This is a genomic window from Gemmatimonadota bacterium, from assembly GCA_009692115.1.
Lineage (GTDB): Bacteria > Gemmatimonadota > Gemmatimonadetes > Gemmatimonadales > GWC2-71-9 > SHZU01.
In genome coordinates, this window is sequence record SHZU01000014.1 from 1 (window position 1) to 12,289 (window position 12,289).

A 12,289-nucleotide genomic window follows, 5' to 3' on the forward strand; every position below is an offset into this window, starting at 1 on the left:
GGTGGCGTCGCCCACTTCACGGCGGGAGAGGCTGTTGACGATATGGACGATGGTCTGGGTCTCGAGGTCATGGATCACGACCTCGGCGAACGGAAACAGCAGGACGGCAATGCCGTCGGCGAGCGGCCGGGTGCGTGCGAGGAGGAGGCGTTGGGCCGTGGTCTGACCGGTGCGGGTGCCAGTGGCCTTGGGGGCTTTTGACATTGAAAGTCCACAATAGACGCTTGAGTCCAGTTCCGTCAAGGCACCTGCCCCGCGCCGACGATGCCGAGCGGAAGACGGCCTCGGCACCACGAACTACATTTCGGTTGGGCTGGCCGTGTCCTGGTGGCGCCGTCGTGAATCAGCGGTCTAGACCCCGGACGGCCGGACGGCGTCCAAGCAAGCGTCCTCCCAACCGGATCCAACCCATGTCTCGTTCGCCATTCCGTCCGTCCGGGCTCGCCGTGACCGTGACCGCGACCCTCGCGCTGGGGACCGCGATGGCGGAGGAGGAAAAGGGCTCGATCCGGGTGGGAAAACTCGCCGACCTCGTAGTGCCCACCAAGAACAGCATGACGGTTCCCGAAGACGAGAGCCCGACGGCGCGGGTGGCGATGACGATCCTTGGCGGGACAGTCGTGTACGACAAGAAGTAGCAGGGGGGCGCCAGGTCGTTGGGTGGGGCAGAACTCCGAGGAGAACGGGAGGCGTTTCGGTTAACGGAACAGTCCGATCAGCGCCGCAATGTCTCGCTCCGACCACCCCCGCGCGGCGGCCTCCGCCAACAACCCCTCGGCGGCGGCGGTGAGCGGCAACGGCGCCCCAGTCTCCCGCCCCACCACATCGATCAGACCGAGATCCTTCGCATAGAGACGGAGCGGCGCACCCGCCTCGAAGTTCCCAGCCAGGACTCTGCCTAACGTTCGCTCCAGCATCTTCGACTGTCCGAAACTCACCTTCACCACCTCGCCCACCGCCGCGAGGTCGAGGCCGGCCCGCTCAGCGAATGCGAGCGCCTCAGCTGCCGCTGCGCCGTGCACGAAAGTCAGTAATTGGTTGACCAGCTTGGTGAGCGAGCCCGCGCCGACCTCGCCCATCCGGACGACGGTCTTGCCGTACGCCCGCATGACCGGCCCCGCCCGCTCGAAGGTCGTAGCCGTGCCCCCCGCCATGATCGTCAGGGTTCCCTGCTCCGCTCCCTCGGGGCCGCCGCTCATCGGGGCATCGAGAAAGCCCATCCCCTTGGCGCCGAGACCGACGCCGATCTCGCGGGCCAGATCGGGGCCGATGGTGCCGTGGTCGAGCGCTATCGATCCGGAACGAGCCCGGTTCACGACACCATCGGGGCCAAGAAACACCTCGCGCGAGGTCTCGACCCGGTCGAGACAGGCGCAGATCACGTCGGCTTCCGCCGCGACATCACCCGCGCTGCCTAACACCCTAGCCCCCGCCGCTCGGAGCCCATCGGCCTTGGCTGCGGTCCGGTTGTACACCAGAAGCGGAAACCCGGCCTTGAGCAGATTGCGGCACATCGGGAGCCCCATCCGGCCCAGACCGATGAACCCAACGACCGGAAGTGGCTCAGCCATCGGTGACGCACCCTTCCGACGCGGGCCCGACCGCCCGGGCGTACTTGAGCAGCACCCCGTGCTTCGCCTTGAGCGGTGGCGCCCGCCACGCCTTCCGTCGCCGCTCCCACTCGGCCGGGTCGACCGCGGCGCTCATGGTGCGGGTGGTGGCGTCGATCGCGATCCGGTCGCCATCCTGGAGTAAGGCGATGGGCCCGCCCTCCTGCGCTTCGGGCGTCACATGCCCCACCACGAAGCCGTGGGTGCCGCCGGAAAAGCGGCCATCGGTAATCAGCGCCACCGAGGTGCCGAGTGCCGAGCCCATGATCGCCCCGGTAATCGAGAGCATTTCGGGCATGCCGGGGCCGCCTTTCGGCCCTTCGTAGCGAATCACCACCACGTCACCCGGTCGGACTGCCTTCCCCTCGAGCGCGGCCATCGCGTCTTCTTCGGCGTCGAACACCCGGGCGGGGCCTTCGAATCGCATCCCTTCCTTGCCGGTGATTTTGGCCACGGCCCCGTCGGGCGCCAGGTTGCCACGAAGAATCTCGATGTGCCCGGTCGGCTTGAACGGGCGGTCGATCGGCCGGATCACTTCCTGGCCCGCCTTGAGGCCGGGAAGTTCAGCCAAGTTTTCCGCTACCGTTCGGCCGGTCACCGTGGGGCAGCGACCGTCGAGCAGGCCGAGTTCGAGGAGATACTTCATGACCGCGGGGGTGCCCCCGACCTGGTGGAGGTCCTCCATGACGTACCGGCCGCTGGGCTTCAAGTCCGCGAGGAACGGCACTCGGTTGCTGGCCGCCTGGAAGTCGTCGATCGAAAGCGGCACCCCGGCCGACCGGGCAATGGCCAACAAGTGAAGCACCGCGTTGGTCGACCCGCCTAACGCCATGACCACCACCATCGCGTTCTCGAAGCTGGCCCGGCAGACGATCTGCCGGGGGGTGAGCCCGGTTTCGAGGAGGCCGCGGAGCGCCGCCCCGGCCCGGAGGCACTCGTCGTGCTTAAGCGGATCGGTGGCCGGCGTCGAGGAGCTGTACGGCAGGGTCAGGCCCAGGGCCTCCGCCGCGGTGGCCATGGTATTGGCCGTGTACATCCCGCCACAGGCCCCGGCCCCCGGGCAAGCATGACGGACGACGGCGTCGACCGACGCTTGGGTCCGGGTTCCACCCAGAAACTCGCCATAGCTCTGGAAGACCGAAACGATGTCGAGGGTCTCCCCGGCGTGGTGGCCCGGCCGGATCGTGCCGCCGAAGATCATCAAGGCCGGCCGGTCGAGCCGGACCATCGCGATCAGCGACCCCGGCAGGTTTTTGTCGCACCCGGGAATCGCGATCAGCCCGTCGTACCATTGGGCCGACATGATGGTTTCGATCGAATCGGCGATGACCTCGCGGGATGGGAGCGAGTAGCACATTCCTTCGGTGCCCATCGAAATGCCGTCGCTCACGCCGATGGTGTTGAAGCGCATCCCGAGCATTCCCGCCGAGATCACCCCTTCCTTGACGATATCGGCCAGGCCGAGGAGATGCATGTTGCAGGGGTTGCCGTCGAACCACATGCTGGCAATGCCGACCTGCGCCTTGTCCAGGTCGGATTCGGTCAAGCCGGCGCCGAACAGCATGGCCCGGGAGCCGACCTGGGCCCGGGCCTGGGTTAAACGGGCGCTGTACCGATTGAGAGCCACGGGAAGCCTCAGGAGTTCTTGATCTTGAGCAACTGGCGTGCTTCCGCCGGGGTCGCGATGTCACGCTGGAGTTCTTTGGCCAGGCGAACCGCCCGCTCAACCAACTGGACGTTGGTGGCCAGCACTTTGTGGGAGTAGTAGATGTTGTCCTCGATCCCGACCCGGCAATGACCGCCCATGATGATGCCGAGGGTCGTCACCGGCAACTGGGCCCGCCCCACCCCAATGCAACTCCATTTGGCGCCGGCCGGGAGCAGGTTCATCAGCGTGAGCATGTTCTGGGGGGTGAACGACAATGCGTTCTGGACGCCGAGCACGAAGTCGAAGAACGGCGGATCGTCGATCAGCCCCATCTTCCAGAGCCGGGCGCCGGCCTCGATATGGCTGGCATCGAAACACTCGATTTCGGGCCGGACCCCGTACTCCTTCATCTTGGCGGCCCAGTACTCGGCGTAATCGGTCCGGTTGATGTAGGGCCCCTGCGGAAAGTTGACCGAGCCGACGTTCAAACTCATCATGTCCGGCTTGAGGTCCACCATCCGGATCCGGCCTTCCCGGTCGTCGAGCCCCCAGCCGGTCGACATCTGGACAATCAAAGTGGTGTGCTTCCGAAGCCCCTCCAGCACCCTGGCGAAGTAGTCGTAGTCGAGGCAGGCCTTCTGATCTTTGTCGCGGGCGTGGTAGTGGAGAATCGAGGCACCGGCCTCCCAGCATTGGATCCCGGTTTCGATCACCTCATCGGCCGTGACCGCGACGTGGGGGGTGTGCTCCTTCGTGGCCACCGGGCCATTCGGCGCGACGGTAATGATCAGCTTGTCCATTCGACTCACGACATCTTATAGCCGCCACCGCAGGTCAGACACTCTCCGGTAACGTAGTTGGATTCGGGAATACAGAGGAGATACACAGCCCCGGCCGCTTCCTCGGGCGTCCCGGCCCGACCAAGCGGAATCACGGTGCCCGCCGCCTTGAACGCGTCAGGACTGATGCCGACGGCAATCTGGCGCCCGTCGATATCGATCGTCGCCCCCCCGTGGGCCGGGGCGGTCGTCAACCGGGTCTCGATCAGACCGAACGCCACCGCATTGACCGTGATCTTGTACCGCCCCCACTCCTTGGCAAGGGCCCGAGTCAGCCCGATGACGCCGGCCTTGCCCGCCGAGTAGTTGGCCTGGCCCGCATTACCCCCCGTGCCGGACACCGAGGAAATGTTGACCACTTTTCGATAGACTTCGCGGCCCGCCGCGGCCTCGGCCTTGGCGGCGCTCCGGAGAAACTCGCTCGCGGCCCGGAGAATCCGGAAGGGCGCCCCGAGATGAACATCGATGATGGCATCGAACTGCTCGTCGGTCATCTTCTGGATGACGTTGTCCCAGGTATAGCCGGCGTTGTTGACGATGATGTCGATTCCGCCATAGTTGTCCAATGCGGTCTTGATCCACCGATCCGGGAACGATTTATCGGTCACGTTGCCGGCGCAGACCACGGCCTGGCCCCCGCCGGCCCGAATGGCGGCCGCCGTGGCCTCCGCGGGGGCCGGATCGAGGTCGTTGATCACCACCTTGGCGCCCTCGGAGGCAAACTTCTTGGCAATGGCCTGGCCAATGCCCCGGCCGCTGCCGGTGACCAGCGCCACTTTTCCTTGCAATGTCGGCATACCCTGAATCTCCAGAAAAGAGTCTAGTTGGTGGTCCGGTACATGGTCACGACGCAGGCTCCACCCAAGCCGAGGTTGTGCTGGAGCGCGATCCGGGCGCCCGGCACTTGGCGGCCGCCGGCCTCACCCCGAAGGTGCCACACCAGTTCGGTGCACTGAGCGAGGCCGGTGGCCCCCAACGGATGCCCCTTCGACAGCAGGCCGCCGGATGGGTTGGTCACGACTTGGCCGCCATAGGTGTTGTCGCCCTCGACCACGAACCGTTCAGCGGTGCCGGGCGGCGTCAGGCCCAACGCTTCATAGGTCAGGAGTTCGTTGGCGGTGAAGCAATCGTGCAGTTCGACGACATCGACATCGGACGGACCGATGCCAGTCTGTTCGAAGACCTGGTCCGCGGCCCGGCGGGCCATGTCGAAGCCGACCAATCGCATCATGTCGCCCTGATCGAAGGTGCCGGGCACGTCGCTGGTCATTGCTTGCCCCGCAATCCGGACCCGCATATCCAAACCAAGCGATTTGGCGAACGCCTCCGAGCAGAGCACGGCCGCCGCGGCCCCGCAGGTGGGCGGGCAACACTGGAGCCGGGTCAACGGAGCCACGATGGCCGGCGAGGCCAGGACCTCCTCTTCGGTGACCGGGGTCCGAAACAAGGCGAACGGGTTCTCCGCCGCGTGGCGCCGGGCCTTGACGCTGATCTTGGCGAAGGTACTGGCCTTGGTGTCGTGCTCCTTCATGTACTGACGGCCGGCGGCGGCAAAGTACTGGGGCGCGATCGGGCCGTCCAGGTCGATCCCGTCCTTCCGGTCAACCGCCGCCACGAACTCGTCGAGCGGCGTCGGGCGGTCGGTGTACATCTTCGTGATCGGGCCCGGTACCATCTGCTCGAACCCAAGCGCCAGAGCGCATTCCACGACGCCCGACTCGACCGCCTGGCGGGCCAGGAATAGGGCGGTTGAACCGGTCGAGCAGTTGTTGTTGACATTGATGATCGGAATGCTGGTGAGTCCCACCTGATAGAGCGCCCGCTGGCCCGAACAACTGTCCCCAAACACAAAACCGACATACGCCTGCTCGATCCGCTCGTAGGGCACTCGGGCATCCGCGAGCGCGGCCCGGGCGGCGTTGGCCCCCATAGTTGGATAGGCGTCGCTCTTCCCCGGTTTCGCAAACGGAACCATTCCTACTCCGACGACATACACTGGTCGCGACACGGTCAGGGCCTCAGGTGGGATGATCGATGATGGCAAAGCCGGCCAGCTTTCGCTCGCCGGCGCTATTCCGAAGTTCGAGATCGACCCGGCACCGATTGGGCACTCCGTCGACGCCCACTTCCGCCACGACCCCGGTAGCCGTCAGCACTTCCTCGGGGTAGGTAATGGCCACGAACCGGACTTGAAGATCGTGAACCGCATCTTGGGAAACCCACTCGGTCAGGGCCCGGACCACGTAGGCAGAGCCGAGCATCCCATGCATGAAGACGTCGGGATACCCGGCCCCCTTGGCAAAGGCCGCGTCGATGTGGAGCGGGACATGGTCGCCCGACCCGCCGGCGTAGAGCGCGAGGGTTCCCCGGGAGAGCGGAGGCAGGGTGAGGGACGGGATGGCGTCACCGACTTGAGCCCGGGTCATTGCGGGTTCCTCACGGCCAGGAGATTCCGGATCCGGGCCACAGTCCGGTCGCCATCGCAGTTGGTCACGTCCGAATCGAAGACCGCAAACTCGAGCGCTCCGCCCTTCTTGACGATGACGTCCGAGAGGACGCGGGTCACCCGGATCCGATCGCCGGCGCAGATCGAGTCGAACCGTTTCAGCTGCAGTTCGCCGTGGAGGATCCGCTCGACCGGGATGCCAATTTCGGCCAGATACCCGTGGCCGCCGGGGTCGTCGGCCAGGAGACAGTAGGCAAAGGTCAGCGGCGCCAGCATCGACCGATAACCGGCGGCTTGGGCGGCCGCCTCGTCAAGGTAGACAGGCCGAGTCTCGCCGATCGCCTTGGCGAGGAGCCGGAGCCGCCCCTTCTCGACGTCGACGATCCAGGGCTTCCAGACCTTCCCGATATGGGCCCGATCAATCATTCGCCACCAGCCTTTTCTTGCGAGACCAATACCAGTAGAACGGGAGTCCGGCCGCCACGATGCCGATCCCGACCAGACTCGATTCGAGCCGGGCGATCAGGAGATTCCCAAGATACCAGACCAGGATCGCGATGTAGACCAGCGGCACCACCGGGTACCCAGGCACCTTGAACGGCCGGGGCAGGTTCGGCTCGCGCCGCCGGAGCACCATCAACCCAAGCACGGTGAGCAGCATGAACGACTGACCCACGAAGCCGACGTAGGTGAGAATTTCCTGATAGGTGCCGGCCAACGCAAACCCCGACGCGATCACCCCGAACACCAGGATCGCGGTGGCCGGCGTCCGGCGGGTTGGATGGACCCGGGCCAGCCGGCTGAAGAACAGCCCGTCCTGCGCCAGCGAAAAGGTGACCCTGGGGTAGTTGAGCAACTGGGCGTTGGCGCCCCCGATGCCGGACCGGAACACCACCACCGCGATGACCGTGGCCCCGGTCGGGCCGAGGACGACTTGCATGGCATCGGCCGCAACGCGGGGCGACGCTTTCAGCTGGTCAAACGGCAGGACGTAGAGATAGGCGGCGTTGATGCTCAAGTACAGCGCAATCAGTGTTACCATCCCGCCGACGATGGCGCGGGGGAGATTTTTGGCCGGTTCGCGGACTTCGCCGGCGACGTGGGTAATGAAATACCAACCGCTGTAGCTGAAGATCGTCAGGATCATCGCCGTCCCGACCGAACTCACCATCTCAGCCGAACTCTTGTCGGCTGGGAGCACCGGCAGGAAGTTGGCGACGCTCCCGTTGCCGAGCAGGAAGCAGGCGCCCACCACGGTCAGCAACCCGCCGACCTTGAGGACGGTCAGGATGTTCTGGGTTCGCCCGCCCGCGGTGACACCGAGCGCGTTGATGATCGCAAAGGTCATGATGATCACGACCGTGAGCACTCGGGTGGCCCACGGCCCCGCCTCGGCAAGGCCCGGGATGAACTGGCCCGCATAGAGCGCCGCCAGCGAAGAGGTCACGGCCGTGGCCCCCGCCGCATAGGCGAAGAACATCATCCACCCGAATAGAAACGCGATCGGCGTGCCGGGATAGGCCCGCTTCAGAAACTGGTAGGTGCCGCCGGTCTCCGGGATAGCCCCCGCCAACTCGGCGAAGCTCAGAGCACCGCAGAGGGCAAGGAGTCCGGTCACCAACCAGGTCGTCAACTCGAGCCCGGGCGATCCCACTTCCCGGGCAATGGCGCTCGGCACCAGGAAGATGCTGGCGCCGATCGTGCCCCCGACCACCAGCGCCATGGCTTCGACCGGACCGAGGCCCCGGGTGAGCGCGGGTTGCTCCGTGGCCATGGCCGCTACCGCCCCGCCGTCCAGCACAGCAACAGCGTACCGATCCGAAAACCACGCCACGATGGGATCACTGAGGGACCTTTCCCGCGAGTTGATCGTAGGCCCGCTGGAGTCCACGCTCCACCCGATCGTAGGTGTCGGCGGTATCGGCACGCTGCGGGTACCGGGCCGCATGGGCCCGGAAGTCCATTCTCCGGGCTGCGGCCGGAATAGTCAACCCGTCCCGATGCGCCGCCATCGCTTGAGCCTGACAATCTCGGAGAAATACCTGGAGATGATCATTGTATCGCGCGCCGGCCTCCATGAACAGTTCTCGGACCCGCTCATCGCTCACCTGCGCGATCACCTCGTTTTGGGTGGCCGTGTTGCCGGCGTCGTATCCGGGAATCCCGACCGCGGTGTGCAACTCATTGATCACCGTCCGGCCCGGGAGCTCCGCTACGCCAAGGAGCTCCTCAATATCCCGAAGCTCCGCTGAAACCTCTTGCCCAGATGACGCGGTGGTCATATTCTCAGCCGTCGGATCCACTTCCCCCGCGCCCTGGAAGTCACTGATGCCAAGTTCCCGATCGGAGGCGCTCTTCGACCAAGCCCGCGAAGTCATGCCCTCGGGCTACACCCGCCACATGGTCGTCGCCAAGCCCTACCCCCAGTATGCCGACTACGGAGCCGGCTGCCGGATCATCGACGTCGACGGTCGTTCGACCATCGACTTCGTCAACAACTTCACCGCCCTGATCCACGGACACAGCAAGAAGGAAATCGTCGAGGTTATCGCCGCCCAGGCCGGCCGCCTTCTCTCGGCCATCCTGCCAACCGAATGGGAAGTCCGGCTCGCCGAACTGTTGGTCGAGCGGATTCCCGGCGTCGAGCAAGTCCGGTTCACCAATACCGGCTCGGAAGCGGTGATGATTGCCGTGAAGGTGGCCCGGGCCTACACCGGGAAACCGAAGATCGCCAAGATGGAGGGCGGTTATCACGGCCAATTCGATCTGATCGAGGCCAGCTTCCAGCCTCCACCTGACCGGTGGGGTGACCCGGCCCGGCCGACCGCGGTGGCCAACAACGTCGGGACACCGCAAAGCCTGCTCGACGAACTGGTCCTCCTGCCCGTAAACGACATCGAGAACACCCGGGCCCGGCTCCGTGCGGACGCCAATCAAATCGCCGCTGTCATCATCGACCCGAACCGGCTCCAACTGGGAATGGTCGAACCCCGAGCCGACTATCTGGCCATGCTCCGCGATGAGACGGCTCGGCTCGGCATCGTGCTGATCTTCGACGAGGTGATTGCCCTCCGGAACAGCTATCACGGCACCCAGGGCCTCCTCGGCATCACCCCCGACCTGACCACGATGGGCAAGATCATCGGCGGCGGGATGCCGATCGGGGCGCTCGGCGGTACCATCGAGGCGATGTCGGTGTTCAATGTCGACTCCGGTGAGCCCAAGGTGAAGCACAGCGGCACCTTCACCGCCAACCCGCTCTCCATGGCCACGGGCCATGTCGGGATGTCGCTGCTGACTCGAGAAGCCTTCGATGATCTGTCAGCCAAGGGCCAACGACTTCGCGACGGGCTCGAGCGGGTTCGCCGCGACCTCGGCATCGTCGGCCGAGTCGAGGGACGGACCTCGATGTCGGCGCTGATGATGACCGACCAACCGGTCACCAACTACCGGCAGCTCTCGGCCGTCATGGCGTCCGGGCTCCTGGCCAAGACCCAGGCCTACCAGAAACTGCTGCTGGCCGAGGGCGTGCTGACCCTCAGGGGCGGATTCATCGGCTCGACGCCGATGACCAACGACGACATCGATTTCACCATCGAGGCGGCCCGCCGGGCCCTCACCAAGTTGATCGCCGCCTGACGATGGCGCGACCCAATCCGAGTTGCAGTGTCTCGATGATGTTCCGGGAGCTTCCGATCCTGGAACGGTTCGGCGCGGCCCGCGCAGCTGGGTTCGAGGGCGTCGAAATCCAAGTCATCGACGAGGGCAACCCGGCGGCGATGGCTGATGCGGCCCGCGATGCGGGGGTCGAGGTCGTCCTGATCAACGTCGACATGGGCGACTTTCGCACCGGCGGCCCCGGACTGTCCGGGGTTCCCGGCCGCGAGGCCGAGTTCCGCGCCGCGCTCACTCGGGCCCTCGATGCCAGCCGGGTCCTCAGCGCCAACCGGATCCACCTCGGCCCCTCTCGGGTGCCGCCCGGCACGAGCCGGGACGAATGTCTGGCGGTCTATCGAGCTAACCTGGCCTGGGCCGTGGAACAAGCAACCGGTCACCCGGCGACCCTGCTCCTTGAGCCGCTGAATGTGGTCGAGAGTCCGACGATCCTTCTCAGCGACTTGGCGGAGACGGTTCGGTTGATTCAGGAATGCCGCTCCGACCGGGTTGGCCTCCAGTTCGACATCTACCACGCGGCGATGAACGGGGTCGACATCCCGAAGGCCTTCCGGGACCACTTCGCCTCGATCCGGCACATTCAGTTCGCCGACGCGCCGGGCCGCCATGAACCGGGCACCGGCCAAATCGATTTCCCAGCCATCTTTTCGAACATTGCCGCGAGTTCGTATGCCGGCTGGGCCGGCGCTGAGTACGTTCCGGCAACCACCACGGCCGCCTCGTTTGGGTGGCGCCACACCTTGCGAGAGCACTTCGCCTCATGACCACATACCGCATTGCCCTGATCCCCGGCGACGGCATCGGCAAAGAAGTCGTCCCCGAAGGCGTCCGGGTCCTCGATGCCGTCGGCCGGAAGATCGGGGTGTCCTTCGAGTGGACCCCGTTCGACTGGAGTTGCGAGACCTACCATCGGACCGGCCGGATGATGCCGGCCGACGGCCTCGACCAACTCCGGGGCTTCGACGCGATTTATCTTGGCGCGGTCGGATTTCCCGGCGTCCCCGATCACGTCTCGCTCTGGGGACTCCTGATTCCGATCCGGCGGGAGTTCGACCAATACGCCAACATCCGGCCCTGCCGAATCATGCCCGGTCTCAAGTCGCCGCTGGCGAACACCGAGGGGCGGAAGATCGATTTCTGGATCGTCCGGGAAAACGTCGAGGGCGAGTATTCCGAGATCGGCGGCCGGATCTTTGCCGGCACCGACCGCGAGACCGTGGTGCAGCAATCCGTCTTTACCCGGATCGGCGTCGATCGGATCGTCGAGTATGCCTTCCGGCTGGCCGAGAAGAAGGGCCTGGCCAAGGTGACCTCGGCCACCAAATCGAACGGGATTTCGATCAGCATGCCCTACTGGGACGAGCGGTTTGCCGAGGTGGCGAAGCGATTTCCCAAGATCACGACCGACAAGTTCCACATTGACATTCTGACCGCCCACTTCGTGGCCCATCCCGAGTGGTTCGACGTGGTGGTCGGGTCAAACCTCTTCGGCGACATCCTGTCGGACTTGGGCCCCGCGGTCTGCGGCAGTATCGGCATTGCCCCGTCGGCCAATATCAATCCGGACCGGAGGGTTCCTTCGATGTTCGAGCCGGTTCACGGCTCGGCGCCCGATATTGCCGGACGGGGCATCGCCAACCCGATCGGGCAAATCTGGGCCGGGGCGATGATGCTCGAGCACCTCGGGCACACCGACGGGCACGACCGGATCATCAGGGCCATCGAAACGGTTCTTGGGAGTGGTGGTCCCCGAACTCCTGACCTGGGCGGGAACGCCACCACGGTCGACCTGGGGCGGGCCATTGAAGGCGCGATTTAGGCTCGGCACTCGGCAACTCGGCGCTCGGCGCTCGGCGCAACGGACGGGGGGGACAGGTTTTCCACGCTGCACTCGCCAGGCTTCAGAGCAACGGCTGTGGGTTGAACAGCGTTGACAGGATGAACAAGATGAAAAGATGATAGAACTACTGGCCCGCGGCTGAATCTTGAGACCAAGCCGTCCGTTGAGTTTCTGTTCATCCTGTTCATCCTGTCGTGGTTGTTCCTCCGGCCCGCCGCAAACCCACGCTCC

14 protein-coding genes are annotated in these 12,289 nt (G+C 65.3%); 4 read left to right on the forward strand and 10 right to left on the reverse strand.

The genetic code is table 11. The annotated features are described in order from the left end of the window. A partial coding sequence (locus tag EXR94_13685; GenBank protein ID MSR03767.1) for a hypothetical protein occupies positions 1-204 on the reverse strand: 204 nt, incomplete at its 3' end. Between the two features lie 206 nt (positions 205-410). Between EXR94_13685 and EXR94_13690 the strand changes: the two genes are divergently transcribed. Further along, on the forward strand, positions 411-638 hold the full coding sequence (locus EXR94_13690) for a hypothetical protein (GenBank protein MSR03768.1): 228 nt from the start codon (positions 411-413) through the stop codon (positions 636-638). A gap of 60 nt (positions 639-698) precedes the next feature. Here the strand turns inward: EXR94_13690 and EXR94_13695 are convergent, their stop codons facing one another. The 9 genes from EXR94_13695 to EXR94_13735 are packed head-to-tail and all read right to left on the reverse strand — an operon-like array spanning position 699 to position 8,921. Beyond that, positions 699-1,571: an NAD(P)-dependent oxidoreductase gene (locus tag EXR94_13695; GenBank protein MSR03769.1), complete on the reverse strand. Its 873-nt coding sequence runs from the start codon at positions 1,569-1,571 to the stop codon at positions 699-701. Beyond that, the gene (gene ilvD, locus EXR94_13700; protein MSR03770.1) at positions 1,564-3,249 is read right to left on the reverse strand and encodes a dihydroxy-acid dehydratase; all 1,686 of its coding nucleotides are present in this window, start codon (positions 3,247-3,249) and stop codon (positions 1,564-1,566) included. Before ilvD ends, EXR94_13695 begins: the two co-directional genes overlap by 8 nt. Next, positions 3,246-4,058 carry a 3-keto-5-aminohexanoate cleavage protein gene (locus EXR94_13705; GenBank protein ID MSR03771.1) on the reverse strand — a complete coding sequence of 271 codons (813 nt, stop codon included), beginning with the start codon at positions 4,056-4,058 and terminating at the stop codon, positions 3,246-3,248. Before EXR94_13705 ends, ilvD begins: the two co-directional genes overlap by 4 nt. Before the next feature lie 5 nt (positions 4,059-4,063). Then, the gene (locus tag EXR94_13710; GenBank protein ID MSR03772.1) at positions 4,064-4,894 is read right to left on the reverse strand and encodes an SDR family oxidoreductase; all 831 of its coding nucleotides are present in this window, start codon (positions 4,892-4,894) and stop codon (positions 4,064-4,066) included. A 23-nt stretch (positions 4,895-4,917) separates the two neighbouring features. Then, positions 4,918-6,105 (reverse strand): lipid-transfer protein, encoded by a 1,188-nt coding sequence (locus tag EXR94_13715; protein ID MSR03773.1) that lies wholly within the window; start codon positions 6,103-6,105, stop codon positions 4,918-4,920. A 10-nt stretch (positions 6,106-6,115) separates the two neighbouring features. Then, a complete protein-coding gene (locus tag EXR94_13720; GenBank protein MSR03774.1) occupies positions 6,116-6,523 on the reverse strand; it encodes a dehydratase in 408 nt (135 codons plus the stop codon). Further along, entirely contained in the window at positions 6,520-6,969 is a 450-nt protein-coding gene (locus tag EXR94_13725) for a MaoC family dehydratase (protein MSR03775.1), read from the reverse strand. The genes EXR94_13720 and EXR94_13725 overlap by 4 nt, the downstream gene beginning before the upstream one ends. After that, the gene (locus tag EXR94_13730; GenBank protein ID MSR03776.1) at positions 6,962-8,491 is read right to left on the reverse strand and encodes an amino acid permease; all 1,530 of its coding nucleotides are present in this window, start codon (positions 8,489-8,491) and stop codon (positions 6,962-6,964) included. The genes EXR94_13725 and EXR94_13730 overlap by 8 nt, the downstream gene beginning before the upstream one ends. Beyond that, positions 8,385-8,921 (reverse strand): RagB/SusD family nutrient uptake outer membrane protein, encoded by a 537-nt coding sequence (locus EXR94_13735; protein ID MSR03777.1) that lies wholly within the window; start codon positions 8,919-8,921, stop codon positions 8,385-8,387. The genes EXR94_13730 and EXR94_13735 overlap by 107 nt, the downstream gene beginning before the upstream one ends. On the opposite strand from EXR94_13735, the gene EXR94_13740 reads away from it, so the two are divergent. The 3 genes from EXR94_13740 to EXR94_13750 are packed head-to-tail and all read left to right on the forward strand — an operon-like array spanning position 8,872 to position 12,037. Continuing rightward, the gene (locus EXR94_13740; protein MSR03778.1) at positions 8,872-10,182 is read left to right on the forward strand and encodes an aspartate aminotransferase family protein; all 1,311 of its coding nucleotides are present in this window, start codon (positions 8,872-8,874) and stop codon (positions 10,180-10,182) included. The two genes, EXR94_13735 and EXR94_13740, sit on opposite strands and share 50 nt — an antisense overlap. Positions 10,183-10,184: 2 nt before the next feature. Then, positions 10,185-10,982 (forward strand): hydroxypyruvate isomerase, encoded by a 798-nt coding sequence (locus tag EXR94_13745; GenBank protein ID MSR03779.1) that lies wholly within the window; start codon positions 10,185-10,187, stop codon positions 10,980-10,982. Then, the gene (locus EXR94_13750; GenBank protein MSR03780.1) at positions 10,979-12,037 is read left to right on the forward strand and encodes a tartrate dehydrogenase; all 1,059 of its coding nucleotides are present in this window, start codon (positions 10,979-10,981) and stop codon (positions 12,035-12,037) included. The genes EXR94_13745 and EXR94_13750 overlap by 4 nt, the downstream gene beginning before the upstream one ends. Positions 12,038-12,289 lie beyond the last annotated feature (252 nt).